This window comes from Priestia sp. 179-F W1.4 NHS, assembly GCF_045369295.1.
Lineage (GTDB): Bacteria > Bacillota > Bacilli > Bacillales > Bacillaceae_H > Priestia > Priestia zanthoxyli.
The window spans coordinates 39836-66542 of record NZ_JBIQFF010000002.1; the positions used below are offsets into that span (position 1 = coordinate 39836).

Consider the following 26707-nt stretch of genomic DNA (forward strand, 5'->3'; position numbering starts at 1 on the left):
AAAAGAAATGGATTTGTTGTACCGTATATTAGTATATATTCATGTTTCTAGTGTCATTTTATCGATTGGTCCTTTTTTTATTCTCTTACCAATTGTTAAAAAACTACATAGTTCAAGAGAACAAGAAATGAATGCCTATTTGATCACATTTCAATCTGTTGTTAGGCTCGCAAAACATACGGGCCATGTTCTTGTTATCACAGGGATACTCCTCGTTATGTGTGGCCCATGGACGTGGACTACGCCGTGGATTATAATGACACTGATTTTCCTTTTTTGCTCCTTGTTCTTTCTGGCCCGTGCTTTTTCACCAACACTTCGAAAGTACAAGGAGGAAGGACAAAATAAAAAAGAACTGGCAACTAAACTAGAGAGATCTATTTGGATTTATATCATTCTATTAATGACTATGCTTTGGTTTATGGTCGGTAAGCCAACTTTTTGGTGACACCCATCCATTTGTCATCACTAAGAGTAAATAGTTAAACTGATTATTTTCATCAAATACTTTACGTTTTACTTAACATAACTCGTATTTTCGGTATGAAAAAAGATTTTTGCTTGTATATCAGATGCACATTTGGATTAAAAATTAAAAACCCCTATTAACCATATGTTAAAGGGGTTCTTACTTATTGTTTAAACTCCAAGTATGAAGTTCTTATAGAAGAATACACTAAATATCAATATGTTTCAAGTCAACCCAAGTAATTATCTACTTGTTGCTACTATTAATAGGTTGATCTATAGACTGTTGGGTCTCAAATAGAGAGGTCTTAATGCCGATTAAAGACGCCACAATCGTTAGGATGCCTGCTGAAATAAAAATTAAAGAGACGCTAATATATTCAGCTGCAACACCTGCTAGCATTCCACTAATCGGTAAAGCCAAAAAAGCTAACATACGAGTTGAGCTAATTACTCTTCCCAATAAGGCTGATGGCACAATCTCTTGTCTAAGGGTAAACCAATTAATTGCTAATAATGTTACCGAACCGACAATTACAATTCTACAGACTATTAACAAAATAACTGCAGTGTTTGAAAAAGTAAGGATAGTTTGACCTAAACCTATTATTACACCACAATAGATAATTATATTTCCCCGTGGTAATTTATTTAGTTTATTTGCAGCATAAATTGCTACAAATGACCCTAAGGTTTGTAGGGAAAATATTAAACCAATATACTGTGCCGATAAATGTAAATTATCCTTTAGATGAAACATAAATAAAGCTTCCATAGCACCATAACCCACATTGATTAAGAATATGAGAATAGTCCCTATCAAAATCTTTTTAGTATTTATAACGTATTTAACTCCTTCAGCTATTGAATTCATTATAGAACTATTAACTGGATTCTGGCTTTTATATTTCTTAGTTATTAAGCCAATGAATATTCCAGAAAGAAAATACGTAAAAAAATTAAAATATAATAAGTTATGAGTTCCAACCAAAGCAATTAAAATGCCTGCTATTGAAGGGCCTGCAAAGGTTGTAATTGTCTCTGATAACTTGAATAAAGAGTTACCCTGTATTAAATTTTCACCTTCTAAAATTTCTGGTATGACTGATTCAAAACTTGGATGATAAAATGCACTCACAGCTGATATTAAAAAAGCTACCACATATACAATCCATATATCTAACACGTTTATTAAAGCTGCGAGAGGTATGATAATAATTAAAATGGCTGATAAAATATCACCTATTAATAAAATGTATTTCTTACTTATACGATCAGCTAAGGCTCCGCCTAACAAACTAAACAATACTTGAGGCGTAATTTCTAAAACAAATGTTAATGCCATTAAACTTGGTGATTTAGTCAAATCATATACTAATAAAGGCAGTGCGATTTGAAAAAAAGACGTGCCCAACTTACTTGTTGTGGCACTTAAAAATAAGCATAAAAAATCTCTGTTCTTTAGTACTTCATAAGATTTCAACATTTACCCCCCCATCATAATTATTTACCTGCTGTTACAGGTGCGGAATGGCAAACTGGACAATCCTCTTTCTTATTCCACTCTGAAATAGGGTAAGTTTGATATGTAAGGAAATTTAATTCCATCATTTTCCCTAATGATGTTGGAGTTTGAATACCTGTTACCAACCCTAAAAATTCATTTACAATAGCACCAGCCAACATAGCTACATTAGGACTAATCGCAGCATTATTTCGTTGAAAATTTATCTGATGCATACTGTCAAGTTGCTTATTAACTATAACATCACTTTCAATTATGGTTTGTTTATGACACTCTACACACCCAGTTTTTCCTGGTAACATAGAATAAAATCTGCCCCTTGTGTTTAGGACTCCACCTGAAACTAACGGCTTTCCTAACTTCACTACTGCTTCATTTACCCAGTCCTGTATATGAAGGGTTGGTTTATCGGCTACACAAATTACATAATCACTACCTTCAATATGTGCCATTACATCTTCAGCACATTCTATACGCTTATTAGTAACGTTTAAATTAACATTAGGATTAAAACGCGATATTCTTTCCTTTGCTAATTCCGTTTTTAACTTATTAATATCTTTTTCAGAATATAACAACTGTCTATTAAAATTGCTTAATTCCAAAGTATCAAAATCCAATGCATTAATGTTATGAAAACCTAATGCAGATAGATGATATAGTATTTGACTACCTAAACCTCCGATTCCGAGCAAAGCAACCTTTGTATTTATGATAGTTTCTTGCACATTGTACTTATTGTCCTCTAAAGACGTAAAAAGCGAAAAGTAATTAAGGTTTGCTTTGTATCTTTCGAGTTCATAATCTCCTATAGATTGAGGATTCAAAGAATTATCTTCTAAATATTTCTCTGTATCTAATGCCTTTATCCCTTCCAATACCTCATTTTCTTTTATGTTTGGATACTTTTCTTGGACTAAATGTATTATTTCTTCTATAGAATTTTTTCCGTTAATAAGAGAAATTAAATACTTAATACTTCCACTGGGATCTTCAATAACTCCTGCTACTCCATCTTCTTCACCAATATGGATTTCATCATTTATAAAAAATACAGGGATTGTCTCTTTGAACTTAGGTTTCATTTTCTACATTTCACTCCATTTCTCTTAATTATTGAAATAGGGAACTATCATATGATAGTTCCCTATATTTACAGACTTGAAGTTTAAACAATAAGTAAGTAGTTCACATAATGATAACGTTTTAGCCTGGAATACCGTTTAATACCGCAGCTTTATTAGTTGTTTTCTTAACTTTTACCTTCATAACTAACACCTCCATTTCTTAAAAGATATATTTATAATATTGCATTAAAAAGGCATTTTCAACAATTAAATCCAATTTTTATAATATTCAAACAAAAACAGGTAAATTATACTTTTTTTCGTTTATTTTAAACCGACAAATATTCCATTTATAATATTTTTTCTTGCATGTAAAACCAGCATAGATGAGTAATCCAGGTTTCCGCAGTTTTCCATTGAGTAGATATTTTTCTAACTTGTGATTCTGTTAATAATTCGTTATACTCATAAATCTCTCCTACTACTTTACGTATAATTAAATCTCCTGCGGGTAGAATGTCTTGACGTCCTATACCTCTCATTAGTATTGACTCTGCCGTCCATTTTCCTATACCTCTATGTTTCATTAAATAGCTACAACCCCCTTCACGATCTAATAAATATAAGCAACTTAAGTCTAGCTCTTCATCTATAATGGCTTTAGTTATTTCATGAATATATTCAGCTTTCCTTTGACTTAGCTTTAAGTCACGAAGTTGGTTTATATTTAACTTCATCACCTTGTGGGGGCATAAATCTGTATAATATTCACAGTTATTAATTATTATTTTAGCTCCTGTTTTTTCTAACAAACTCTTTTTAATCCTATGAGCAACTTTTGCACTAATTTGTTGACCGATGATTGCCCATATGATGGATTCGTAGACACTTCCTAATAAAACAGGTCTAAACCCTTCGTACATTTTTATTAATTTTCCTATCTTAGATTCATTAGCTATAGACTTTTGAGCTTTGTTTATATCTTGTTCCAGACAAAATATTGTGATAATTTTCTCCTTTACTAGTTGAACCTGATTATTCTTAACTTCTTCACCAATAACTTTAACTTCCAAGTACTTACTATCGATTCCTTCGTCCCTAACTAGTACTAGGTACGTTCTTCCCCCTATTATAAAAGCTCTATAATATGTGTTTTCAATAACCTTCTCGATTACAAAAGAGGGCGAGTTTTTTATGTACCTTAAAATTAAATCAAAATTATATATGCTTGGTTTATTAATTCTAATTATTTTTTGTCTCATAACTTCCTCCTAATTTTTAATAAATCTATATTAACAGGCTTTCTTGAAAAATTAATGATTAATCTAAATAAACAGATAATATTTATAAAACCATCCATATTTTTCATTGTAAGACTTTGGATATGTTATATTTATAGTAAAACTAAAGGAGTGAGCGAAAATGGATGCGATGAGTTTTATTTTACTAAACTTTGAAGAAGTGAGACGTCGAAGTATAAAAGTATGGATGTCAATACCTCAAGATAGATTAGACTGGCGCCCTGATCCAGAAGCAATGTCATGTAGGGAGATGATACATCATGTTCTTGAAGGAGAATACCTCTATCATCAAATGTTAGAAAAACCCCTTAACCTTTCTCTAACAGAGGAGCATAATCCTTATAAGGCAGTAACATTTAGTTCTGTTGAAGAAGCATTAAAGTTTGCTCAACCATATAGGGAAAAATTTATAGAGTTTTTAGGCATCCTTAATGAAAAGCAGCTAACAGAGATAAAGATAGACCGATCGGAGATGGGATATATTCGAGAGTTAGGAGATATGTTGTTACGAGTTGCTTATCATGAATCAGTACATACAGGACAACTTTTAGATTATTTAAGAACTGCAAAAGTTAAACGTCCTATAATATGGGATTAAGTTTCTGATTAATCTCCCGTTGTTTTATTTTTCTCTGCTCTAAAGAACGCTCATACAAAGCCATAAAGTTGTTTACTTAAAGGGGGAAGAACCATTGTGAATAATGAAAAGCAGTTACTTAAATTTCAGACGTTTCAACAACTTCACAAAAGACCCTATACTTTTGTATTGCCTAATGCTTGGGATGTTATCAGTGCTAAAATTTTTGAGAAAAATGGGTTTCCAGCTATTGCAACAACCAGTGCTGGCATAGCAATGTCTTTAGGATATAATGATGGTGAAAAAATCCCTTTTGAACAAATGTTAGGAGCTGTTAAGAGAATTATTAATTCCGTCAATATTCCTGTCAGTGTAGACCTAGAGTCTGGCTATGGAAGGTCTACTAATGAAGTGGTAGATAATACAAGACAAATTATTTTAGCAGGAGGAATTGGTATAAACCTAGAAGATGGGACGGGAGATTTAGATAGTCCTATTTTAGATGTTTCGTTGCAAGTAGAAAAAATATCTGAAATTAGATTACTATCCAAATCGCTAAAAGCCCCATTATTTATTAATGCGCGTACTGATTTGTATTGGTTAAATACAGGAGATCCGGATCTAAGACTTCAAGAAGCCATCAATAGGGGAAAAGCATATCAAAAGGCTGGAGCAGATTGTATTTTTATTCCTGGACTATATGACATGGAATCCATTAAAAAAGTTCGACAAGAACTATCTTGTCCCATTAATCTTTTGTCTGGGCCAAACTTGCCTTCTATTAATACATTATCCCAAGTTGGTATTGAAAGAATAAGTACTGGATCCGCCCCTTTTAGAGCAACTGCTACATTATTACAAAGAATTACTGAAGATATCCTTTGTGATAATAATTTTCAACGATTAATGAATGATAATATGAGTTATGATGCGATAACAGAACTAATTGGGACTCCTGAATAGAATTTATCAAATTTAATTTAGCTTGCCTTTATAGAACTGGTAGGACTACTGAAATATACAGTAGTTCTTTTGCTGTTTGAACTATATTTAAACAGTTACCATAAAACGTTTTATAGATCGTTGATATAACAACTATTTTCTTTCAGGTGATTGAAGATATGATGTATAAAAAGCTCCCCTTTTATACATGTGCTCGTCATGGAAAAGATAGTCGTTATCGTATAAATATGTTATCATTTATCTAAAGTTATAGAGTTATCTCAAAAAGCAACCTCACTCGAATGCCATTAAAGACTGAGGTTGCTTTTTCTTTTTTAAATAAAATTAAAATAATTGTGTTAACTCAAAAGGTAAGTTAGTTGAATAAAATTATTAATTTACTATCTAAGTAGTAACCGCGTTTTTATTCTACAAGGAGGCCTAGAATGATGAATCTAATCGATAAGAAAGTTACACACAAGCATTTTGGAACAGGTACTATAGTTAAATATAATGATTCTAGTATTGAAATAAATTTCGCATCAGAAAACAAAAAATTTGTTTTCCCCGATGTATTTGGAAAGCACCTAAAACTGCATGATAAAAGTGTTGCTCATTCCCTGGAAAAAATTTTAGAAGAAAAGGAAACGGAACGAAAAGAGGAAGAATGGAAGAAGGAAGAAGAAAAAAAATTACAGCGAAAAAATCAGGAACTTCGCTGGGGACATGAAAAACTTATGAAAAACCATAAACTTCATCCCGAATCACAAATGGTTTTTTGGTGCGACACAGAAGAACAGAATAGTTCTTTTTCAGAGTGGACGGTTTTTTCAGGCGTAATAAAAAGTGGTAATTACAAGGGGAAGCCAACCAAACCCACCCGCCTACATCAAAATAGCGCTGTCTTGTTAACAGCAATAGATTCCAGTATGCCTGAAAAAGACAGACGCATCTTAGGTGTCTATATGGTCAATGAAAATTTTATCGGTAAGCTTTGCGAAGATGGATATATTCCTGCTCATTCAACGTACAGACTCCAACTTACAGAACAAGAATCCAATCAGATGCTTTTCTGGAAATATTATATAAACGAAAAGAACTCCCCAAAAATGGTGTGGAATACAGGTAAATACCGTTATTTTGATAATTCATGGATGGCTCAAATTTTGCTTGATATAGTTTCATTGAAAAGTGACTCAAACGAACGAGAGCAGGCACAGCAATTTTTTGAACATTTTTGCAAAATGAATTTGATAACGGATCAAGAGTTACCAAAGCCTAATGGCGCATTAATGCGTATTTAGACGTTAGCCCACAGGTAATTAATTAAGAATGAAAAAAGACTGACGCACTTTTCTGACCCATTGCTAATGACGAACAGTGCCAGGCTCTGTTTGCCAATAAAAGCGTAAATAAAGAATCTACTGCTACGTGTAAAGTAAAACAAGCAGGCTCTTAATAATTAAGAATCTGCTTGTTCTGCTCTACATAAGGACTATCAGTAAGTTATTTTATTTTTTTCTAAACAGGTACATATCTAACAACATATCAACAAGCAATAAATTAAGCTAGTACGTTTATTTTAATATACAGTTGAGCTAGACAGAATATCTTTATGAAAACGTACTGTTTCAGAAATATAGGCAGTCATATTTAGTACACTTTTTACAGAATATGATATGAGGACTACCCCATCTTTCAATGTACTCACCCAACAAGGATGAAAGGGTATTAAAAAATAAAATTGCTTATCAAGTTTTTCTAAAACAAATGGTGCTGGGGGAGCTTTTTATTTTTGCTACAATTCTTAGAAAGAAGTATTTGATATTATTAAACACGCTAGTTACAGCAATTATAGGAGGTATTCATTTTTTAAACTTTTGTAAAATTATCCATTTGAGAGAAAGCAGACAAAGAAGATATAAATCATATTATACATAGCTTTTCCTTTTCTATTATCTTCCTTACCCTACTCCTAGTTACTGACACCTTCCCTTAAAAAACAAAGAACAGCTAATACTTTTAAATAAGGAGTTTTTAAATGAGTAATTATGAAAAAACTAAGAATAACAAAAATATAATTTTAGGTATTATATATGCTCTAATTGTAATATCTGTATATGCATTTAACTTACATCTACAGATAGCTTTGTCTATACTTACTCTTGTCATAATATTTGAACTTGTAACTTCAATAAAAGAAGATGACAAAGCTAAAAATGTTATAAACATTATTACCATATGTTTATTTATACTTGGAATTGTTTTTCTCTAACTAGTACTTACTAATAGCTAACAATATAAAATTGGAGTACTACACTTGTACAATCATTTCGTACCCCCTGTTCACTGACTAAAACAACTAAAAACACCCTATAAAATAAAAGGAAGTAACTAGTCATCAAACTGTATTTATTTCCTCTATAGTATCTTATTTTTAGTTTAACTGTACCCCGGGTTCCACAGATTCTATCTTGGATGGCTATTGTACTTTCTTAGCTATGCTTTCAACAGACTAGAGCTAGATATCCGCGATTTGACTTCTTTGTTGATATATTTTCACCACTTCCAGTTTAAATCAGTTAAAGCTCGTCCTTAATGAACCACAAAAAATCCCCACTAAATATAGTGTAACCCTCACTCTCAAAGAGTAATTTCTTTACACTATATTTAGAGGAGATACTACCAAATTTTACTGTTTTTCTTGCATTACTTGAGCTACTTCAGTAAAAATTACGCCTAAGCCATGTGCACCTGCGTCCGGATAACCAAGGCTTCTTTCTCCAACCGTACCAGCACGCCCCATACGTGCAACAATTTGTTCAGTTGATTTTGCTCCTTCAACAGCAGCTTCTGCTGCTTTGACAAGCGCATGTTTCAAGCTTTCACCTTCAGCAGCACTTGACGTTAACGTATCTGCATAAGGTACTAAGGCATCAATTAAAGTTTTATCTCCCACAACAGCTCCACGTCCAAAAGAACGTTCTCCTGTTGCTTGAATTCCTTTTACAGACGCTTGGATCATTTCAGCAAATTCTGTTAAAGTCAGTTCGGTTTTAGATTCAGTGTTCTTTCCAGCCGCACGAAATGCTGATCCCCAAATAGGCCCTGATGCCCCGCCACAATGCTCCATGATAACGATGGAACAAGCCTCTAAGAAGTTGCCAATATCATTTGATTTATTTTCTAGAATTTCGTGCCATTCAGCTTTCAACTGTTTGAACCCTTTAGCAACACTCATACCAAAGTCTCCGTCACCAGCATGGGAATCTAATTCACAAAACGGTATTTCATTTCTAATAATACATTCACTCATTTGGTCTACCATAAAAATAATATTATTCAACGTCAATCGATTTTCCGTTACTACGGAATATTCTTTGTTGGTTTGCACCTCATAAGACACTTTCGGGGCCTCCGCGGTACCGATGATTTCATCATAAGTGACAGCTGGTACTTCACCTTTAAGTTTTAGCGCAGGAGTATCGCACTCTTCAGATAGAAGACTCTTTAAGTTTTCATCTAATTTCATAATTGAAATAGAAGCACCGGCCATATCAATGGCTGTCATATAGTTTCCGACAAACGTTCTTGCAATCGTTACTTTTCTACGTGACAGTTCACGAATGACAGAATGATTTAATAAATACAGTTCTTGAAGAGGTGTGTTTCCAAATCCATTAATTAGGACAGCCACTTCTCCTTTTCCATCTTCTATCCCTATTTCTTTTAATAATGCCGTTACCATGCGCTCTGCAAGTTCGTCTGCTGAAATAATTTTTTCACGACGGATACCAGGTTCTCCATGAATGCCAACGCCAAATTCCATCTCATCTTCTGCAATCTCAAAAGTAGGAGTTCCTTTAGCAGGAACTGTACAAGAAGTTAGTCCAATACCAATGCTTTTAACATTCGCAATAGCATTTTCTGCTGCCTCTTTCACTTTTGGTAGATCATATCCGCGTTCTGCTGCAGCACCTGCTATTTTATGGACAAGAACAGTACCAGCCACTCCACGCCTTCCAACTGTATATAAGCTGTCCTGTACAGCAATATCATCATCTACTTTTACATAATCCACTTGAATTCCATCTTCTTCTGCTAGATAAGCCGCATTCTTGAAATTCATCATGTCACCACTGTAGTTCTTAATCACGAGTAGAGTTCCCTTATCGCTAGCTGTTTCTTTAATGGCTTGATAAATCTGTATTTGAGAAGGTGAGGCAAATACATCTCCACAAACTGCTGCATCTAACATGCCCTTCCCGACATATCCAGCGTGAGCAGGTTCATGTCCACTGCCGCCCCCGCTAATTATGCTTACTTTATTTTTATTAATTTGCTCTTTTTTAATGACTTTATATTTTTCAATTAAATTCAGTTCCGGATGTGCTAGAACCATTCCTTTACACATCTCAAGTACGACATTTTCTGGTTTATTAATAATTTTTTTCATCTTATATTAACCTCTTCTTATAATCATTTCCAATTTGATCTGCTGCAAGAATAGCTGCAGCTACTGACTCTGGAGTAACAGGGAATGGCATAGAATAAATAGATTCCTCTGGAATACAAGCTTTGTTAGCTACTTCCATTAACTCTTCTTGTGTAATTTGTTCTACTCCAATATCAGCAAGACAAACTGGGAGTCCTACTGCTAAACAGAAATCTAACACTTCTTCTATTTCCTCAGTTGGCGCATTTTCCAATGCCAATTGTGCTAATGTACCAAAAGCTACTTTTTCACCGTGGAAGTAGTGATGCGCACTTTCTAAAAGAGTAAGCCCATCATGAATGGCATGTGCTCCAGCTAATCCACCACTTTCGAATCCTAACCCTGATAATAAAATATTAGCTTCAATAATGTTTTCTAAGGCCGGAGTAACAACATTATGATCGCTTGCTGCTTTTGCTTTAACCCCGTCCTCTAATAGAGTGTTGTAGCAATATTCTGCTAAAACTAACGCTGCATTTGTACCTTTTGCTGGTGCACATACGTCCTCACGCACTCCACAAGGTAATCCAGCATTTACATTAGAGAAAGAACGTGCTGTTGCTCTTGCTTCGAAATAAGTGGATAACGCATCCCCCATACCAGATACTAAGAATCTAGTAGGTGCATTAGCAATGACTGTTGTATCAATTAATACAACACTTGGGCTTTGCTTAAAGTATGCGTAATCATCAAAAGCACCCTCTGGTGTGTAGATAACTGCGGAATGACTTGTAGGTGCATCCGTAGCAGCAATTGTTGGGACGATAATTAACCCTTCTCCCTCTGCTACACATTTTGCCGTATCAATTGCCTTACCACCACCTAAACCAATTGTACAATCACAGTTGTTTTCTTTTGCTATTTCCTGCAATCTAGAAATTTCTGGTCTGGAGCACTCGCCATTGAATCCGCCTTCAAAAAATGTAATACCATATTTTTCTGCTGTTGCATCTAATTTGCCTTGTACACGTTTAATATCTTCAGGATGTGCTATTAAAAGTGCAGAGGTACCAAATGTTTTCACAAAATAACCTAAATTTAAAATTTCATCTTCACCTTGAATGTATTTTGAAGGACTAATAAATGCTTTTCTCATAAATAAAACCTCCTAATTAACTTTGTAATCCCTTACAATCGAAATTTTACTATCTTTTGTGTAAGATTACATTAGTCTTAAATGACGAGTTTTTACAACTTTTTATCGTATTTTTTTGCTCTCTTCATTTAATATGGTATTATTATGACATTATTTCAGGTGAAAATACTACTAAGTTCACGTTGAAAAGAGGTTACCTTTATCGCTGAACACTCTTTTATTTTACAAACTCAGGAATAAAATAAAGGTATTCTCAAGTAGGTAATACAAACTACCACACGGGAAGTAGAAGCAAGGGAGATTAAACATCATTGAAAACTACTTACATGAATTTAGATAAAATACTAGATTTAAAGAAATGGCGAAATCTTCAAGATTCACTTGCGCTTGTTACAAAATTAGCGATTGTTACGGTTAACTATAAAGGAGTGCCCATTTCTCAACACAGTGGTGTACGTCCATTTTGTGAGACTATGCGTAAAAATCCTGATACGGCAAAACTTTGTGAAAAGTGCGATGCGCGGGGAGGATTAGAGGCAGTTAGAACCAATGCTCCTTATATCTATTTATGCCACTGGAATATTGTCGATATTGCCATTCCCATTATAATTGATGATAAATATGTAGGCGCTATCATGGCGGGAGAAGTAAAAATTGAGGATGGTGACAAACATCCTCAATTGGAACAAATGCTTACTGTTCCATCAAAGGGATTTGAACAGAAGTTAAATAATAATGAGGAAATACAGCGTCTATATGATTCTATTCCTACTCTATCCTATACAGAAATTAACGAAGCTGCTCAAATGTTATATAGGCTTTGTAACTACATTGTAGAGGAAGCTATGAATAAAAATTTGATTTTAGAAGTATATGAAAAAATGGCTCCAGTAAAAGAAGACGTTTCTACTGAAGATATTTCTTACGGTTATTCTCTAGATAATATTCAAAATATAAAAAAGGAATTAGCCAACACAGTTACTAATGCTTATGTAAAAACGTCTATTAACGATCACTTAGTTTGTAAAAACAAAGTATTACAGCCAGCCTTTGACTACATTTATAAACATAAAAGAGAAAAAATATCTCAGCAAAAGATGGCTGATTTATGTCACATTAGCACAGGTTATTTCAGCCGTATATTTACCAAAGAAACGGGTATGAATTTTTCTGTTTTTATTTCGCTCAAAAAAATAGAGTGGTCCAAACAATTATTAGAAAAAACGGATTTGTCTATTGCACAGATTAGCGATGAATTAGGTTTTAATGATCCTGGATATTACATCAAGACATTTAAAAAATATGAAAATATAACTCCTAACGTCTATCGGAAATATTATCAAGAAAAGATGTAGAGTTTTCAGTCCTGACGTAAGAAACATATAACTTTTCCATACTGATACTAGTATTCTAAAAAGGGTGCTTTTCAGTATGGAAAAGCAATGAGACACAGTCATGTGCTGGCCTTTACGCTATAAATAATATATAAATCTCTATTCCGCATGCTTATAAACATTGGGTCTCAGGCTTTCAAACATTGGGATGTTTTTTTGTTGTTCTGTAACTTTCTGTATATGAATTTCTGCTGTTATGATTTCTTCTTTGTCTCTCCCCTCTTTTATAATGTTTCCATTTGGATCGATGACCATTGAATGTCCAGCGTATGTGTTGCCGGCATGATTTTTATGATTCACATTCCCCACGCTGTTACATGCAATGACGTATACACCATTTTCTATAGCTCTTGCTCTCAATAGTGTTTTCCAATGATTTATATTTTTGGTAGTCCATTGTGCAACGTAGAATATGATTTTTGCACCTTGAGAAGCCGGAAAACGTGTGATTTCTGGAAAACGTAAATCATAACATATAATTTGACTAGTTTTGATACCGTTAATTTTGAATATTTCCGGTACTTCATCTCCACCTGTTAAATAATGATGTTCATCTAACATCGGCACAAGATGTATCTTATCTTTTTGATAGAGCAGTTCGCCCGTTTTTGATACTGCAAAGGCTGTATTATAAATATTTCCATTCCTTCTATTCGAAACTGAACCTGCAATGATATTCACCTGATACTTAGTTGCTAAACTTTGGATAAATGGAAAAGCCCTCTTTAAATCAATGTCTGCTTTTTCTGCTACATTTTCTAAATCATAACCCGTATTCCACATTTCAGGTATTACAACAATTTCCGTATCTATATCCAGCTTTTCTGCAAATAAGGATACAATACGGTTTTCGTTTTGCTTAACTTCTCCTTCAATAATCTCCATTTGAAATAATTGTATTTTCATGTTTTTCCCTCTCATTCATAGATAAATTTATAAATAGAATATAAATCATTGCTGTATTTGACATCTTCGCCATGTGAAGAAGAAATAATAGAGGGTTTAATTTTATCTATAATTCGCCCGCTATTAATATTTTCATCCATATCAACTGTGAACTTTCGAATCGGTGGATGTAAGGATTCGGTATTAGAAAAGAATAAGTCTCCAGTTAGCAGCACATTGTCATCTTTATGATGGTATATGACATGTCCTGGGGTATGGCCGGGTGTTAGATATACGTCTACGGGTAACGTTTTAATGATATTGTCACTTAAACCTTCAACTTGATGTTCTACGCCTGTTGTTTCTTTTTCTGCCTTGTTTGGATACGGTTTTTCGCCATTGATAAAAGGCGTTTCAATTTCGTGTGCGTAAATAGGAATATTTAAATGATCTTTTAAATACTTGGCACCATTAATGTGATCCAAATGGCCATGTGTCAGCAAGATACTTTTGGGAATACCTAAAGATTTTGCTGCATTCAACTGCGCATATGCATAGTCTTCCATTCCGGTATCGATGAGATAAACATCCTCACCATCCACTATGTACCATGTATTGATCTTAACTCGGATACCAACGACGGTTTCATAAGTGAGTCTATAAACATGTTCAGAGATTTGAACAAATTCCAATTCATACACCTTCTTCTGATTTATTTGATATCATAAGTGTAATCAGAAAAAATAGGAGTAACAAGAAGGCACAAATTTGTTACTCCCCATTGAGGTGAGGAAATGTCAGAGTTTAAAAGTGATCAATACGGCCCTTGTACGTTAACTGTAAAGCAAGCCTGTCCAATTGAATTAGCGATGCATATTATGGGCGGTAAATGGAAAGGCATTATTTTGTCTTTGTTATCAAAGTCACCTATGTATTATAATGCAATGCGCCGTGAAATACCGGGTATTACTCAGCGCATCCTTACACTCCAGCTTCGCGATATGGAAAAAGACGGATTAATAGAAAGAGAAGAAACAAATGATAACCCTAAAAGAGTTTTATATTATTTAACAGAGCTTGGAGAAAGTTTTATCCCAATACTTAAATCTTTAGAGAAATGGGGCAATGCTTATATAAGCAAGCAGGAAGAAGGAATAAAAGAGTCTCAATAATTAAGGGTAATCCCTCACTTTATTCCTTTAACATTTAACATACAATCAAACCTATTGTTCATATAAGCATTCAATTCTATCTATTCTAATCAAGTTTTGGCATAGAAATGAGTTCTAATTATAAGCAAGAAAATATATATGCTTACAGTTAGCTGTCTTAGCAAGAAAACTTCGCTAAACATAATCGATTTTATGCTAAATAAAAAAGACAGAAAGAGTCTACTTCTTCCTGTCTTTTTTGTCATTTAAGCATCAGCAACATGAGTTGCTTGCAGGTGACTTTTCATTCACTCCAACGCTATCCTCAGTCTTATGAACCTCACTATCAGATTTCGTATAAAAAAACTCCCACTCGTTCCCGTCAGGATCTGTTACCCAAAACTTATCTTGCACAGCATAGCAGCAGGTCGTATCTATTTCTTCACGAGCAAAGAACCCCTCTTTTTCTAGTCGTGATTTATGAGAATGAATCTCCTCAGGAGTTTCTACTTGGAAGCCGAAATGATTCACTTGATTACCTTTTACATCGTCACGTACGTTCAAGGTGAAATTTAATCCGGGTTCATCTAACAAGAATTTAGCATAATCTATTTTCGTTTTCACAGGTTGAACGCCAAATACCTTTTGATAAAACTTAATGGACGCCTCTAGATTCGTTACATTAATTCCTACATGAACATATTTCATTTACACTTCCTCCTTCGCATGCTAAATAATATTATTTGGAATGTAGTAAATTAAGAGCATGGGCCGCTTTTACTTGTATCTTTTCTAAACAAGCAGCATAGTTCTTCTGATAAGAGGTGGTTCACCTCTTTATCATTTAAATCATAATAACTCCATGTCCCTTTTGTTTCTTTTGTGATGAGGTTTGCTTCTAATAAAATCTTTAAGTGGTAGGAAAGTTTAGATTGAGACATCCCAAAGAATTCAGTTAGATCACATACGCATGTCTGTCCTCGCTGGCAGAGCTCATACATAATTTCTAATCTCTTTTGATCAGCAAGAGCTTTAAATTTTTGTTCGTACTGTTTAAATGGGTGCTTTCCTTCCTTGACTGTTTCCATTGTCATTCTCCTTCATCAATTTTTTTTGATTTAAAGTTCGAAGCTCTCGGCAGCTTTTTTAAAGTTACTGTATGTAGTTTCCCCTCTTAACGTAGGATCTTGATGAAAAAAACGCTGAAAGATTAGACTTTGTGCTTCCTTATAGTTCATCCCTTGAGTGTTCATAACTAAATGAAAATAGGCTCGAAAGTACGTAACGGATAAGTTTCCAGAGTTGTTGACTCTCACTGCTTTTCCCCTCACTTTTATAAATCAATTTTTTTTGATGTATTCATCATATCTGGAAAATTTAGATAAATCAAGACATTAATCAAATTTTTTTGTTTAATAGTAGTGTATATTTTTGTTGAATGTATAATCAAATACTTATATAATTATATTTGGAAATAAGGAGGTGAGTTGGATTGGATGTAAAAGTACAAATAGAAATGGAGAAAGCAGCACAGATACTGAAGCTGCTTGGCGATAAGACAAGATTATCTATGATGAAACTGCTCCAAAATAACGAGTGCTGTGTTTGTGAGCTAGTTGAAATTTATAAAGCAAGTCAACCGGCTATTAGCCAACACTTGCGTAAATTAAGAGATATCGAACTTGTAAAGGAAAGACGACAAGGACATTGGATTTTCTATTCATTAAATAAAGAAAACGGCTATTATCAGTTTGTCCTTAATATACTTGAATCTTTACCAAGCGAAGATGGACGATTAAAAGAACTAGAAAAGCAAGGATTACGCATTAGTTGTTGCTAATAGTAGGAGGTTTGTAAAGTGGTATCAGTTATAGTAGCCTCCCTCATCTTCTTAGTGACATTGATTTTTGTCATTTGGCAGCCAAAGAACTTGTCTATTGGTTGGTCAGCGTGTGGAGGCGCAGTTTTAGCTCTTTTAGCAGGTGTGGTTGATTTCCATGACGTGCTGGATGTAACTCAAATTGTATGGAACGCAACGTTAACGTTTATTGCAGTTATTATTATTTCTTTAATTTTAGATGAAATTGGATTTTTTGAGTGGGCAGCGTTACATATGGCACGAGCTGCAGGAGGTAATGGCGTTCGCATGTTTGTATATGTATCCCTCCTAGGAGCTGTAGTAGCCGCATTATTCGCTAATGATGGGGCAGCCTTAATTCTAACACCTATCGTACTTGCTATGGTGCGAGCACTTAAATTTGAAGATAAAATGGTCTTTCCTTTTATTATCGCCAGTGGATTCATTGCGGATACAACATCATTACCTCTTGTGGTAAGTAACTTGGTCAATATTGTATCAGCGGATTTCTTTGGGATTCGCTTTTCTGAATTTGCCTCACGCATGATTGTGCCAGATTTATTTTCACTTTTGGCAAGTATTACTGTCTTGTATTTGTATTTTCGTAAAAGCATCCCTAAGAAATACAATCTAGATGATTTAAAGAAACCTGTTGAGGCCATTAAAGATATGAAAATGTTCCGTTTATCAGGAATCGTTTTATTTATTTTAGTTCTTGGTTACTTTATTGGTGAGTTCTTCAATGTTCCAGTTTCTATTATCGCAGGTATTATTGCCATTTTATTCTTAGGAATAGCAAGAAAAAGCCCGGCTGTTCACACGAGAAAAGTGTTAGCAGGAGCTCCGTGGGCGATTGTTTTCTTTTCGATTGGTATGTATGTTGTTGTGTATGGATTACGCAATGTGGGGCTAACTGAAGTACTAGCAAGCCTTATTCAAACAACCGCTGATCAAGGATTATTTGCAGCAACCATTGGTATGGGATTTATTGCAGCCATTCTCTCATCGATTATGAACAACATGCCAACCGTGATGATTGATGCTTTGGCCATTGATGCAACTTCTGCAACAGGTACGATTAAAGAAGCTCTGATTTATGCAAATGTCATTGGTTCGGATCTAGGACCAAAGATTACACCTATTGGCTCTCTAGCGACGCTCTTATGGCTTCATGTTCTCTCGACAAAAGGAGTTAAGATTTCTTGGGGAACTTATTTTAAAACAGGTATTATCTTAACCATCCCAACATTGTTTATTACACTTGTTGGTTTATATATTTGGTTATCAATTATTTCTTAACACATCATAAAGGAGATTTTACACATGTCTAAAAAAACACTTTATTTTTTATGTACAGGTAACTCTTTCCGTAGCCAAATGGCTGAAGGATGGGCAAAAAAATATCTAAATAACAATGAATGGGATGTACGCAGTGCAGGATTAGAAGCTCATGGATTAAATCCTAACGCTGTAAAAGCAATGAAAGAAGCTGGTGTTGATATTTCAAACCAAACATCTGATATTATTGATCCTGAAATTTTAAATAATGCGGATTTAGTGGTTACATTATGTGGCCATGCAGCTGATCATTGCCCCGTAACACCTCCTCATGTGAAGCGTGAACACTGGGGATTTGATGATCCTGCAAAAGCAGAAGGAACAGATGAAGAGAAATGGGCGTTCTTTCAACGTGTCCGTGATGAAATTGGTGAGCGTATTCAGCGTTTTGCCGAAACAGGTAAATAATTAATCAAGAAGCAGTCTATTTGTGTAGACTGCTTTATTTTTTCTCCACTAATAAGGGGCTTTTCACTTTTATAGTTCATGAAAATAATAGGCTCTTGTTTAGTACCTGAACGGCTAATAATTAATTGTTCGTAATAAATACCACCTCTGATGTAAACCGTAGTTCCGGGTTGAGCTGCTTCACTTGCCTTCCTTAATGTTCTAAAAGGTTTGCTTTTAGTACCTAAGTTTTTGTCATCCCCTGTAGGAGAAACGTAGATCTCATGATGTATAGGTTCTACTGAAGGCTGATTAGCTGCCTCAACCCTTTGGTTTATACAACACAGTAAAATAAGAAAAATACCAACTGCTTTTTTCATAAGATACTCCTTAAAGTTAATGAGTTTCACTTACAAGATGTTTAAATTATACTATGGCTCTTTTAATAAGTATGTAAAACATCGCACTATGTCTTGTTATTTTTTTAAACTACAGCAACTTTTACATTTAAAACGGAAAGTGCTAAAGTAATGCTAGAATATGGAGGTTTGAGAAATGAATAAGGAACTTAAGTTACGTCCTTTGGAAAGAGAAGATTTAAAATTTGTCCATGAACTCAATAATGATGCAAATATTATGTCTTATTGGTTTGAAGAGCCTTATGAAGCTTTTGTAGAGCTACAGGACTTATATGATAAACATATTCACGATCAAGGTGAGCGTCGGTTCATACTAGAAAAGGACGGGGATATGCTTGGATTAGTGGAATTGGTCGAAATTGATTATATTCATCGTAGAGCAGAGTTTCAAATTATCATTGACCCTACATATCAAGGTCATGGTTACGCCATGGTTGCCACAAATCTAGCAATGAATTATGCCTTTTCGGTATTGAATATGCATAAACTTTACTTAATTGTAGACAAGGAAAACGAAAAAGCAATTCATATCTATAAGAAGGTCGGTTTTTCTATCGAAGGTGAGTTAAAAGATGAATTTTTTGTCGATGGAAGCTATCATAACGCTATAAGAATGTGTATGTTTCAAAAAGAATATTTACAAACCAAAAGTAAAAACTAAGGTTGAATTAGTATAAGTTTCCTGCTCACTAAAAGAGAAAAAAGAATGAGATCGGGCTTCTGTTAATGCAAAGAGAAAAACTCCTGTTCAGACGCAACAGGAGTTTTTCTCTTTTTAAGCTGTAGATGATATACAAATTTCTATTCTGCATGCTTATAAACATCCGGTCTCAGGCTTTCAAATATTGAGAAGATCCTTTACCATGGCGGTAAAGGATCTTCATATGCTCTTCCCTGATGGGAGTCTTATGTTATCTTTAGTTAAGGTCTATGAAAATTGACTGTTTTCTCGTCATCTCCTGTGCGTTCAAACCAGCCTCTGAAGGCCCAGTTATCATAACCTCCATCACCTTCATTAATAAATGTTCCTTCTTCAAATATCCAGACTCCATACGTAATACCATCATAATCCACGGTATCAAAATACTGAACACCTTGTAATTGATCTGAATTATAACTTTGACTCAAATTCATAACCATTACATTATATTGTTGACCTGATTCAAAAAACGCTTTTTCCATTGCTCCCTTGACGAACCCACTTCGATTGTCGGCCGTTTTAGCCGCATCTGCAATCGCTTGTCCTATGGCTACGGGATCAACTGTTACGTCTCCTCCAACTTCTGCAGCTTCTGCGGAGCCTGCAGAACCTCCTAAATTCGGTAGAGCTAATGGCGTCGCTAACACAGCTAAACCTACGGCAGAAGCTACAACAGCTTGTTTCGCTCTTCTCATTTGATCTCCTCCTATTTTTAGGTGATTCTTAGAATATTTACCCTTTTTTTCCACATTAAAACAAAAAATACTGTAATTAAAAATAAAAGGTAGACCATTTCATTTTTTTGAAGCATCTGTTAACCAAACATAGGCTTATAAGTTTTTTTCTAAAAGCTCGCCCACTTTTTCTGCCATTTCTCTCGGTGAACATGGCATCTCATTTTTGAGCTATTATTCTACTATGACTCCGTATTAGAAAAAGTTGAGGTAGCTCATTCAATATGATAACTAACTATTATTTAATAGATTTAGTTGCAATATAACAAGGCATATATTTGGTGATTTCCCCCTTATGGTGATGATCTTCATAAAGATCTTGTAAGGTGAATCCAGCTTTTAGCTGTCCACCAATTTGAGTTTCTAATGAATGGCTAAACTGTACACCGCCATTTTTTATAAGTTCTTCATCATTTTCTACGGTGTTTTTAGTTCCATCATAAGGTAATTTATTAACCACTTGTAATGCTTTCTCATCTTCTCCAAATAAATAAAGAGCAGGATTTGCGAAGCCAGATAGCAGAAAGCCACCTTTTTTAAGAACTCTAAAACATTCTTGCCAAACGTGTTTAACATCTTGAACATAGCAGTTTGATACAGGGTTAAAAATCATATCGAACGTCTCATCTTCAAATGGAAATGTCTTACTCATATCCCCTTTAACTAAATCAATAGAATAGCCTTCTCTAGTGGACACCATTTTTTCTAAGTCTAATTGCTTATCAGAGTAGTCAAAAACCGTAACTTCCGCATGTTGGGCTGCAAAGACTGGGCACTGCTGTCCTCCTCCGCTAGCAAGTCCCAATATTTTTGCTTTTTTAAATGGAATAAACCAGTTATGCGGAACAGGCTTACAAGGTGTTAAGTAGATATCAAAATTACCTTGAGTTGCATCTACAAAATCTTGATGATTAATAGCTAATGACCATTCTCCTCCAGCTGAAGCCCATTCATCCCACATTTCGGAGTTGATTTTTGTATAATTAGATTTTTGCGTCATAGTTAATCCCCCTTTACCTTTTTACGTACTTTGTTTAATTTTACCATGTCACTAGAAGAATAATTTAGATGTACTAATTAATTTGTTCTGTTTCAGATAATTAATCTTTACTGGAGAAGTACTTAATAGATATTTTTAAAAATAAAAAACACCCTTTTGATTTTTCAAAAGGGTGTTTGTATCTTAAATATAAAAGCTTGTATATAAACAAGGTACGAGTTTTATTTTTAATGGCTTGTCTCGAAGCTTTCAGCCATCATAAGGTCATTTTTGTAGGCAGCCATTGCGAGTTCATATCGCACCTTTTGGCTCGCTTCTACAAAATCAGCTTCCTTCACAAGTCCTGATAATGAATATTGGTGACCTTTAAAACCTACGTTCAGTTCAGTAATTTGATTGAATTGAAAGCTCTCTATAGGAATTCCATTCACATCTTTTAACAAATATTGACCATATTTCTCGTTACATGTTTGTGCTACCTGCTCCATTACTTTGAAGGCATCGTCCGGGTTTTGCCTATAGTTGAGAATAAGACTTTCATTTACCCGGCGTCTTCCTCGGGTTCCGTTCTGAAGTTCCGTAATGTTGCTATATGAGACGGTATAGAGGTAGCCGTCATATTGACGAATCTTTAAGTAGCGCATCGTAATTTCTTCTATTTTCCCTTGACGGTTTCCGTTGAGAATAACATAATCTCCGTGGTGGATCTGGCGTTCAAACAAGTAAGTCAGTCCCATTATATAATCACGGATGATATGCTGGAGGATTATTGCCAGGGCACTGGCCAACACTACCGAACTAGTGAGAATCTTTCCGAAGTCAAAGAAATGGCTAAGCACATAAATAAAGAAAAAAGCCAGCCCCAATACTCTTGTGACCTGATTAGAAAAGTGCATGAGCGTCTCTTCTCTTTTTTCATCTAAAAAGCTCGTTTTATCAAAGAAAAGCTTAATGAATTTGCGAATAAAATAAATGATAAGTACAATCAGCAGCCCTACCGTTAAAACCTTTACGGGAAACTGCTGGAAAAATTCAGTGAAAACCAACTTACCCACTCCTTATTTCTAACACTATACCAAAAAAATGTACGGAAAGACAAAAATCTTCTGTTCCTTACAAACCTTAATGATAATAGCACGGTTTCCTCAAAAAAAGAAGCATATTCTATGCTTCTTGAAGGTCGGTCATATTCGGCGACAGTCTTTCAAATGGTCTTCCATCTTTATATATCTTTTGAATTTTGGAGGCTTTCTAATAAAGACATTCCTATATGTTCATCCTTATTTCTACTTAGTCTATAATTAGCTAAAACGACGGAAGCAACTTTCTTTTCTTTATCAATCCCTAAAAATGAGCTGAAGCATCCTGTTCCACCGCCGTGCAATATCACATTATTGTTTTTCTTTAAAAGCAACCATCCAAGACCCATATCAAACTTCTTTGTTCCATTGGCGTATTTTTTATGACAAAAAGACAGATATGGTTTATCTTCATCCATATTTATTTTTGCGTATTTAAGTAAATCATCAGCGGTTGAGGATACTGCGCCCGCAGGTGATATAAAATTCCCCTTGTCCCACTGCCAGTTGCCACAATCATTATTTTTGCGGTCATAGCCATGTAGATTATTGTTTGAAGCGCCTAAACAAGTATCCTTTAGTCCAAGCTCATTAAGAAGAAAGTCATTCATAGTATCCCAATATCCCTTCCCCGATATCATTCCCAACACGTATCCAATAAGGGATATACCGAAATTGGAATACTTCCATGAATAATCTACTTCTTTTAATTTACTTTTTTCGATCAGCATCTTCATTTTGTTAAAATCCATATGTAACGGATTATTTTTATTCAAATCACTTCCGCCAAAAATCAAATTAAAAATTATTTTAAAATATTCCCGTTTATTTAAAGGTAAGCTTCCTGAATATCCAGAAGAGTGAGTAGCGAGGCGGAGCAATGTAGGATAATACGTGTCTTCCTTAAGTTCTTTTATGTACTTTCGTATAGAATCGTTTAGTGTCAACTTGTTTTCAGATATGTATTTTGATAGCAGCGATATAGTGAAAGTCTTAGTAATAGAACCAATTTCATAATGATATTTTTTGGATGAGTCAATTTCACCGCTTTCATTATAAATTTTGATAACATATTGGTTGTCCGTTAAATAGCCAACGGTTAATTTCAAATTCTTTTTTCCTCTACAGGTCTTGTTAATTAATCGTACTGTTTCATCACTGATTTCAAACATAATGAGTGCTCTCCCTTATCCTTTATTTCGAAAATCATTAAAAGGATCGATATGCTTCAAAGTAAAGTAGCCTATCAAATTTATTTTTATAAGTTCTTTTTTATATTATCAATTGCTTGAACTCTTCGACTTTCAAGCTCCCTTATCACTCTCAACTGTAATTCATTGTGATCTTCATCCATTTTGATGTTGCCTTCTTCTTCAAATCCATCATGTTCTTCCCCGTCAAAGCTATAAAGTTTCTTTAAAAGCTTCCACATTATTTCCAACTCTTCGGTTGAAAACTTTTTAAAAAGGTCTTCCAAAAAGAAAATTCCTTTTTCTGAAACAACAAGCAGCGCCTCTTTTCCCTCTTTTGTGATTTTCACGTTAACTGCACGTTTATCTTTACTGCTAGGAACCACGTCAACATACCCCTTCTTTTCCATAATGGTAATTAACTGCTTGACGCTTTGTTTTGTGGTTCCTAATTTTCTAGCAATATTATTTAACGTTGTTTCATCTTCAGGTAAATGAGCAATTGCCACCATCGCCATATGCTGTCTTGATGTTAAGAGTTCAAGAGACTGATCTCCTTTCACCTGGACTTTATTTGCCAGAGAAAATAAGGTAGCGTAAGTTTGCTGCATTAAAAAAAGATCTTTATAAATATCCATATTAGCCCTCCATTTTAGACAATATATTGTCTAAAATAATAGTATATTTTGGTAATTAAGTCAAGATACTGTTAATTTTAATTTTGACTATTCTGTTACACTAAAGCAGGCAAAGAAATAGTGGCCGTTCGTAAGCAAAAGTTGTCCTTTCTTTATCTAATTAGATATACTAAAAAGGCACTCTAATTTAATATCACTCTAAAAAAATGTAAGAAAACCGATACGAAGTAAAGGAGAAAAAACATGAACCAACACACACAACCTTTAAACCCTATCGCCTTCCACCTTGGTCCTCTTGAGGTCCATTGGTATGGAATTATCATAGGGATAGGAGCTTTTTTAGGCTTTTTGTTAGCCTCGAAAGAAGGAAAGAAACGAGGTATCTCTTCAGAAACCCTCTCTGATTTACTTCTGCTAGCACTACCCATTGCTATCGTTACTGCTCGAATTTACTACGTACTTTTTGAATGGAGTTATTATAAAGACCACCCAGGCGAAATTATAGCAATTTGGCATGGAGGCATAGCTATTCACGGTGGAATTATTGGATCTGTATTAACAGCTATATGGTTTTGCAGAAAAAAGAATCTTTCTTTTTGGAAAATGGCTGATGTTTTAGCTCCTAGCTTATTATTAGGCCAAGCTATTGGCCGGTGGGGAAACTTTATGAATCAAGAAGCACATGGCGGACCTGTTACACGTCAGTTCTTAGAAGCTTTACATTTACCAGATTTTATTATTAACCAAATGTATATCAATGGAACCTACTATCATCCTACGTTTCTCTATGAATCACTTTGGAACATCATAGGTGTTCTTGTCCTAATCGTACTAAGAAAATCCTTGTTAAAAAGAGGCGAAGTCTTTCTTACTTACCTACTATGGTATTCGATAGGAAGATTTTTTATAGAGGGATTGCGTACGGATAGCTTAATGCTAACTTCTCATATCAGAATAGCTCAGTTAGTTTCTTTCCTTTGCGTGCTAAGCAGTTTGATATTGCTATGGTATAGACGCAAAAAAGGTCTAGCAATTAGCAAGGCTGTATCTCTCTCATAAGCACATATATTTTTGTATGGCTCGTTTTTTAAAGAATTAAAGGATAAAAACATACAAAAGGAGCAAATTGATTTTCAGTAACTTTGAAGATCAACTTGCTCTTTTTTCGTTTTGTTTATTAATATTTCTAATCTTAATTATGATTTATCTATATTTTACTAATGATAAAGTGTCTTTTATAGTTAAATCATACACTTCTTGTGTGAAGCCGCGCTTGATAAGAACTCATATTGGAGATGAAATGTGTGATAAATATAAATAAAGCCCAAAAGCGGACTGTATTCTTACGAACAAATGCCCAGACGTCATCTAATGTTTCTTTATGGGCCGGAGGAATTGCTTTTACTTTTCTTTTTGCTTTACTTGCTTATGGATTAGCGAAAGTCCCGGGATTTAATCATATCGGTCCACTAGCCTGTTCAATTATAATGGCAGTCATTTATCGTCAAATTTGGGGATACCCTGAAAAAATAAAATCTGGAATTGAATTTTCTTCTAAAAAGCTGTTACGCTATGCGATTGTTTTATATGGACTAAAGCTTAATATTGATGTTGTTATTCATCATGGGTTAGGATTGTTGCTTCGCGATGTGGGAACGGCTTTATTTGCAATTGTTTTAACGGTTTTTCTAGCCAAATGGATGAAGGCAGATCGTGGTTTATCTCTTCTTTTAGGAATAGGGACAGGAATATGCGGTGCGGCAGCTATTGCAGCTGTTTCTCCGATTGTGAAAGCAAAAGAAGAAGATACAGCTATTGGAGCTGGTGTTATCGCTTTAGTGGGAACTCTATTTGCGATTGGATATACCATTTTAAGACCCTATATACATTTAACAAATATTCAATATGGAATTTGGTCAGGCGTTGGTCTCCATGAAATTGCCCATGTAGCTCTAGCTGCAGCACCAGCTGGACGCGACGCCCTAGCTATTGGCCTGTTGGCTAAGTTAGGCAGAGTGCTTTTACTTGTGCCATTAAGCTTTATCTTAATGTACTGGATGAAGCGAACAGGAAAAATGGAAAAGGATACGAAGATTGAATTTCCTTGGTTTTTAATAGGTTTTATCATCATGAGTATTTTTGGAAGTTATGTCGTAGGCAAGCACCTTATCATACCTAAAACGATCATGAATGATATTTCAACTCTAACCACGTTTCTTTTAACAATGGCTATGGTCGGCTTAGGGTTAAATGTAAGTATGAAGGCTCTTCGAACAAAAGCATTAAAGCCGTTGATTGCGATGTTTATTACCTCTATACTCTTATCATTTCTTACGTTTTGGACGATGTAAAGACCAGTAAATTAAAATGATTAAGTAACAGCTAATACTTCGTATACAACTGTTAATGTGAAAAAAGTCTTTTATTTCTCAGGTTTTAAATATCTTTCCAAATTTATGGATT

The 26707-nt window shown here is 34.5% G+C and carries 29 protein-coding genes; 13 read left to right on the plus strand and 16 right to left on the minus strand.

Features of this window, described 5'->3' with window-relative positions:
* Positions 1–13: 13 nt before the first annotated feature.
* The gene (locus ACH0CI_RS10705; protein ID WP_028413797.1) at positions 14–448 is read left to right on the plus strand and encodes a DUF2269 family protein; all 435 of its coding nucleotides are present in this window, start codon (positions 14–16) and stop codon (positions 446–448) included.
* 267 nt (positions 449–715) lie between these two features.
* Here ACH0CI_RS10705 and ACH0CI_RS10710 read toward each other — a convergent pair whose 3' ends face one another.
* The 3 genes from ACH0CI_RS10710 to ACH0CI_RS10720 all read right to left on the minus strand — a co-directional run bounded on the left by ACH0CI_RS10710 (position 716) and on the right by ACH0CI_RS10720 (position 4322).
* Entirely contained in the window at positions 716–1951 is a 1236-nt protein-coding gene (locus tag ACH0CI_RS10710; protein WP_372452327.1) for an MFS transporter, read from the minus strand.
* A gap of 20 nt (positions 1952–1971) precedes the next feature.
* Positions 1972–3078 carry a HesA/MoeB/ThiF family protein gene (locus ACH0CI_RS10715; RefSeq protein ID WP_098113348.1) on the minus strand — a complete coding sequence of 369 codons (1107 nt, stop codon included), beginning with the start codon at positions 3076–3078 and terminating at the stop codon, positions 1972–1974.
* Positions 3079–3410: 332 nt separating this feature from the next.
* On the minus strand, positions 3411–4322 hold the full coding sequence (locus ACH0CI_RS10720) for a DNA-3-methyladenine glycosylase family protein (protein ID WP_406901400.1): 912 nt from the start codon (positions 4320–4322) through the stop codon (positions 3411–3413).
* Positions 4323–4482: 160 nt separating this feature from the next.
* Here ACH0CI_RS10720 and ACH0CI_RS10725 point away from each other — a divergent pair, with 160 nt between their 5' ends.
* From ACH0CI_RS10725 to ACH0CI_RS10740, 4 genes are all read left to right on the plus strand, one after another.
* Positions 4483–4959: a DinB family protein gene (locus ACH0CI_RS10725; protein WP_335708505.1), complete on the plus strand. Its 477-nt coding sequence runs from the start codon at positions 4483–4485 to the stop codon at positions 4957–4959.
* Between the two features lie 96 nt (positions 4960–5055).
* Positions 5056–5901, plus strand: a complete 846-nt coding sequence (locus tag ACH0CI_RS10730) for an isocitrate lyase/PEP mutase family protein (RefSeq protein ID WP_047751223.1) — start codon at positions 5056–5058, stop codon at positions 5899–5901.
* 428 nt (positions 5902–6329) lie between these two features.
* Positions 6330–7184 carry a malate synthase gene (locus ACH0CI_RS10735; protein ID WP_406901771.1) on the plus strand — a complete coding sequence of 285 codons (855 nt, stop codon included), beginning with the start codon at positions 6330–6332 and terminating at the stop codon, positions 7182–7184.
* Between the two features lie 737 nt (positions 7185–7921).
* Positions 7922–8155 (plus strand): hypothetical protein, encoded by a 234-nt coding sequence (locus tag ACH0CI_RS10740; protein WP_028413804.1) that lies wholly within the window; start codon positions 7922–7924, stop codon positions 8153–8155.
* Between the two features lie 417 nt (positions 8156–8572).
* Here ACH0CI_RS10740 and dhaK read toward each other — a convergent pair whose 3' ends face one another.
* Together dhaK and ACH0CI_RS10750 are read right to left on the minus strand one after the other, a co-directional pair.
* Positions 8573–10336: a dihydroxyacetone kinase subunit DhaK gene (gene dhaK, locus ACH0CI_RS10745; protein WP_034264871.1), complete on the minus strand. Its 1764-nt coding sequence runs from the start codon at positions 10334–10336 to the stop codon at positions 8573–8575.
* Position 10337: 1 nt separating this feature from the next.
* On the minus strand, positions 10338–11471 hold the full coding sequence (locus ACH0CI_RS10750) for a glycerol dehydrogenase (protein ID WP_406901401.1): 1134 nt from the start codon (positions 11469–11471) through the stop codon (positions 10338–10340).
* A 311-nt stretch (positions 11472–11782) separates the two neighbouring features.
* Here ACH0CI_RS10750 and ACH0CI_RS10755 point away from each other — a divergent pair, with 311 nt between their 5' ends.
* Positions 11783–12826 (plus strand): PocR ligand-binding domain-containing protein, encoded by a 1044-nt coding sequence (locus tag ACH0CI_RS10755; protein ID WP_335707819.1) that lies wholly within the window; start codon positions 11783–11785, stop codon positions 12824–12826.
* Positions 12827–12964: 138 nt separating this feature from the next.
* On the opposite strand, the gene ACH0CI_RS10760 is transcribed toward ACH0CI_RS10755, so the two are convergent.
* Positions 12965–13771, minus strand: a complete 807-nt coding sequence (locus tag ACH0CI_RS10760) for a carbon-nitrogen family hydrolase (protein WP_406901402.1) — start codon at positions 13769–13771, stop codon at positions 12965–12967.
* A gap of 11 nt (positions 13772–13782) precedes the next feature.
* Positions 13783–14442, minus strand: a complete 660-nt coding sequence (locus ACH0CI_RS10765) for an MBL fold metallo-hydrolase (RefSeq protein WP_034264876.1) — start codon at positions 14440–14442, stop codon at positions 13783–13785.
* A 102-nt stretch (positions 14443–14544) separates the two neighbouring features.
* Here ACH0CI_RS10765 and ACH0CI_RS10770 point away from each other — a divergent pair, with 102 nt between their 5' ends.
* Positions 14545–14922: a winged helix-turn-helix transcriptional regulator gene (locus ACH0CI_RS10770; RefSeq protein ID WP_047751227.1), complete on the plus strand. Its 378-nt coding sequence runs from the start codon at positions 14545–14547 to the stop codon at positions 14920–14922.
* Between the two features lie 252 nt (positions 14923–15174).
* Here the strand turns inward: ACH0CI_RS10770 and ACH0CI_RS10775 are convergent, their stop codons facing one another.
* Genes ACH0CI_RS10775 through ACH0CI_RS10785 form a run of 3 tightly spaced genes read right to left on the minus strand, consistent with a single transcriptional unit; the run spans position 15175 to position 16217 of the window.
* Positions 15175–15609: an ArsI/CadI family heavy metal resistance metalloenzyme gene (locus ACH0CI_RS10775; protein ID WP_033578632.1), complete on the minus strand. Its 435-nt coding sequence runs from the start codon at positions 15607–15609 to the stop codon at positions 15175–15177.
* 50 nt (positions 15610–15659) lie between these two features.
* Positions 15660–15989 carry an ArsR/SmtB family transcription factor gene (locus ACH0CI_RS10780; RefSeq protein ID WP_033578631.1) on the minus strand — a complete coding sequence of 110 codons (330 nt, stop codon included), beginning with the start codon at positions 15987–15989 and terminating at the stop codon, positions 15660–15662.
* Between the two features lie 30 nt (positions 15990–16019).
* On the minus strand, positions 16020–16217 hold the full coding sequence (locus tag ACH0CI_RS10785; RefSeq protein ID WP_028413815.1) for a hypothetical protein: 198 nt from the start codon (positions 16215–16217) through the stop codon (positions 16020–16022).
* 176 nt (positions 16218–16393) lie between these two features.
* On the opposite strand from ACH0CI_RS10785, the gene ACH0CI_RS10790 reads away from it, so the two are divergent.
* Genes ACH0CI_RS10790 through arsC form a run of 3 tightly spaced genes read left to right on the plus strand, consistent with a single transcriptional unit; the run spans position 16394 to position 18505 of the window.
* A complete protein-coding gene (locus ACH0CI_RS10790) occupies positions 16394–16741 on the plus strand; it encodes an ArsR/SmtB family transcription factor (RefSeq protein ID WP_014460639.1) in 348 nt (115 codons plus the stop codon).
* 18 nt (positions 16742–16759) lie between these two features.
* Complete coding sequence (locus tag ACH0CI_RS10795) at positions 16760–18058, plus strand: arsenic transporter (RefSeq protein WP_406901403.1); 1299 nt, start codon at positions 16760–16762, stop codon at positions 18056–18058.
* Positions 18059–18082: 24 nt separating this feature from the next.
* Positions 18083–18505 (plus strand): arsenate reductase (thioredoxin), encoded by a 423-nt coding sequence (gene arsC, locus ACH0CI_RS10800; protein ID WP_406901404.1) that lies wholly within the window; start codon positions 18083–18085, stop codon positions 18503–18505.
* Here the strand turns inward: arsC and ACH0CI_RS10805 are convergent.
* Entirely contained in the window at positions 18478–18864 is a 387-nt protein-coding gene (locus ACH0CI_RS10805; protein ID WP_301858762.1) for a DUF1565 domain-containing protein, read from the minus strand. The two genes, arsC and ACH0CI_RS10805, sit on opposite strands and share 28 nt — an antisense overlap.
* A gap of 175 nt (positions 18865–19039) precedes the next feature.
* Here ACH0CI_RS10805 and speG point away from each other — a divergent pair, with 175 nt between their 5' ends.
* Positions 19040–19564, plus strand: coding sequence for a spermidine N1-acetyltransferase (gene speG / locus ACH0CI_RS10810; RefSeq protein WP_028413819.1), 525 nt, complete (start codon positions 19040–19042; stop codon positions 19562–19564).
* A 260-nt stretch (positions 19565–19824) separates the two neighbouring features.
* On the opposite strand, the gene ACH0CI_RS10815 is transcribed toward speG, so the two are convergent.
* The 5 genes from ACH0CI_RS10815 to ACH0CI_RS10835 form a co-directional block, all read right to left on the minus strand.
* A complete protein-coding gene (locus ACH0CI_RS10815) occupies positions 19825–20298 on the minus strand; it encodes a hypothetical protein (RefSeq protein WP_063247007.1) in 474 nt (157 codons plus the stop codon).
* Positions 20299–20575: 277 nt separating this feature from the next.
* Positions 20576–21337: a class I SAM-dependent methyltransferase gene (locus ACH0CI_RS10820; protein ID WP_406901405.1), complete on the minus strand. Its 762-nt coding sequence runs from the start codon at positions 21335–21337 to the stop codon at positions 20576–20578.
* Positions 21338–21564: 227 nt separating this feature from the next.
* Positions 21565–22383 carry a mechanosensitive ion channel family protein gene (locus ACH0CI_RS10825; protein ID WP_406901406.1) on the minus strand — a complete coding sequence of 273 codons (819 nt, stop codon included), beginning with the start codon at positions 22381–22383 and terminating at the stop codon, positions 21565–21567.
* Positions 22384–22559: 176 nt separating this feature from the next.
* The gene (locus ACH0CI_RS10830; protein WP_034264908.1) at positions 22560–23588 is read right to left on the minus strand and encodes a serine hydrolase domain-containing protein; all 1029 of its coding nucleotides are present in this window, start codon (positions 23586–23588) and stop codon (positions 22560–22562) included.
* Between the two features lie 86 nt (positions 23589–23674).
* Positions 23675–24244 carry a MarR family winged helix-turn-helix transcriptional regulator gene (locus ACH0CI_RS10835; protein ID WP_028413823.1) on the minus strand — a complete coding sequence of 190 codons (570 nt, stop codon included), beginning with the start codon at positions 24242–24244 and terminating at the stop codon, positions 23675–23677.
* 243 nt (positions 24245–24487) lie between these two features.
* On the opposite strand from ACH0CI_RS10835, the gene lgt reads away from it, so the two are divergent.
* Together lgt and ACH0CI_RS10845 are read left to right on the plus strand one after the other, a co-directional pair.
* Positions 24488–25303: a prolipoprotein diacylglyceryl transferase gene (gene lgt, locus ACH0CI_RS10840; protein WP_406901407.1), complete on the plus strand. Its 816-nt coding sequence runs from the start codon at positions 24488–24490 to the stop codon at positions 25301–25303.
* A 245-nt stretch (positions 25304–25548) separates the two neighbouring features.
* Positions 25549–26595, plus strand: coding sequence for a YeiH family protein (locus tag ACH0CI_RS10845; RefSeq protein ID WP_406901408.1), 1047 nt, complete (start codon positions 25549–25551; stop codon positions 26593–26595).
* Positions 26596–26707: the final 112 nt, after the last annotated feature.

Bases quoted from the DNA above. Each gene is read 5' to 3' on its own strand.
- ACH0CI_RS10715 (WP_098113348.1), bottom strand. From the start codon at position 3,078: ATGAAACCTAAGTTCAAAGAGACAATCCCTGTATTTTTTATAAATGAT.
- ACH0CI_RS10720 (WP_406901400.1), bottom strand. From the start codon at position 4,322: ATGAGACAAAAAATAATTAGAATTAATAAACCAAGCATATATAATTTT.
- ACH0CI_RS10725 (WP_335708505.1), top strand. From the start codon at position 4,483: ATGGATGCGATGAGTTTTATTTTACTAAACTTTGAAGAAGTGAGACGT.
- ACH0CI_RS10735 (WP_406901771.1), top strand. From the start codon at position 6,330: ATGAATCTAATCGATAAGAAAGTTACACACAAGCATTTTGGAACAGGT.
- ACH0CI_RS10740 (WP_028413804.1), top strand. From the start codon at position 7,922: ATGAGTAATTATGAAAAAACTAAGAATAACAAAAATATAATTTTAGGT.
- dhaK (WP_034264871.1), bottom strand. From the start codon at position 10,336: ATGAAAAAAATTATTAATAAACCAGAAAATGTCGTACTTGAGATGTGT.
- ACH0CI_RS10750 (WP_406901401.1), bottom strand. From the start codon at position 11,471: ATGAGAAAAGCATTTATTAGTCCTTCAAAATACATTCAAGGTGAAGAT.
- ACH0CI_RS10760 (WP_406901402.1), bottom strand. From the start codon at position 13,771: ATGAAAATACAATTATTTCAAATGGAGATTATTGAAGGAGAAGTTAAG.
- ACH0CI_RS10770 (WP_047751227.1), top strand. From the start codon at position 14,545: ATGTCAGAGTTTAAAAGTGATCAATACGGCCCTTGTACGTTAACTGTA.
- ACH0CI_RS10775 (WP_033578632.1), bottom strand. From the start codon at position 15,609: ATGAAATATGTTCATGTAGGAATTAATGTAACGAATCTAGAGGCGTCC.
- ACH0CI_RS10780 (WP_033578631.1), bottom strand. From the start codon at position 15,989: ATGGAAACAGTCAAGGAAGGAAAGCACCCATTTAAACAGTACGAACAA.
- arsC (WP_406901404.1), top strand. From the start codon at position 18,083: ATGTCTAAAAAAACACTTTATTTTTTATGTACAGGTAACTCTTTCCGT.
- ACH0CI_RS10805 (WP_301858762.1), bottom strand. From the start codon at position 18,864: ATGAAAAAAGCAGTTGGTATTTTTCTTATTTTACTGTGTTGTATAAAC.
- speG (WP_028413819.1), top strand. From the start codon at position 19,040: ATGAATAAGGAACTTAAGTTACGTCCTTTGGAAAGAGAAGATTTAAAA.
- ACH0CI_RS10815 (WP_063247007.1), bottom strand. From the start codon at position 20,298: ATGAGAAGAGCGAAACAAGCTGTTGTAGCTTCTGCCGTAGGTTTAGCT.
- ACH0CI_RS10820 (WP_406901405.1), bottom strand. From the start codon at position 21,337: ATGACGCAAAAATCTAATTATACAAAAATCAACTCCGAAATGTGGGAT.
- ACH0CI_RS10830 (WP_034264908.1), bottom strand. From the start codon at position 23,588: ATGTTTGAAATCAGTGATGAAACAGTACGATTAATTAACAAGACCTGT.
- ACH0CI_RS10835 (WP_028413823.1), bottom strand. From the start codon at position 24,244: ATGGATATTTATAAAGATCTTTTTTTAATGCAGCAAACTTACGCTACC.
- lgt (WP_406901407.1), top strand. From the start codon at position 24,488: ATGAACCAACACACACAACCTTTAAACCCTATCGCCTTCCACCTTGGT.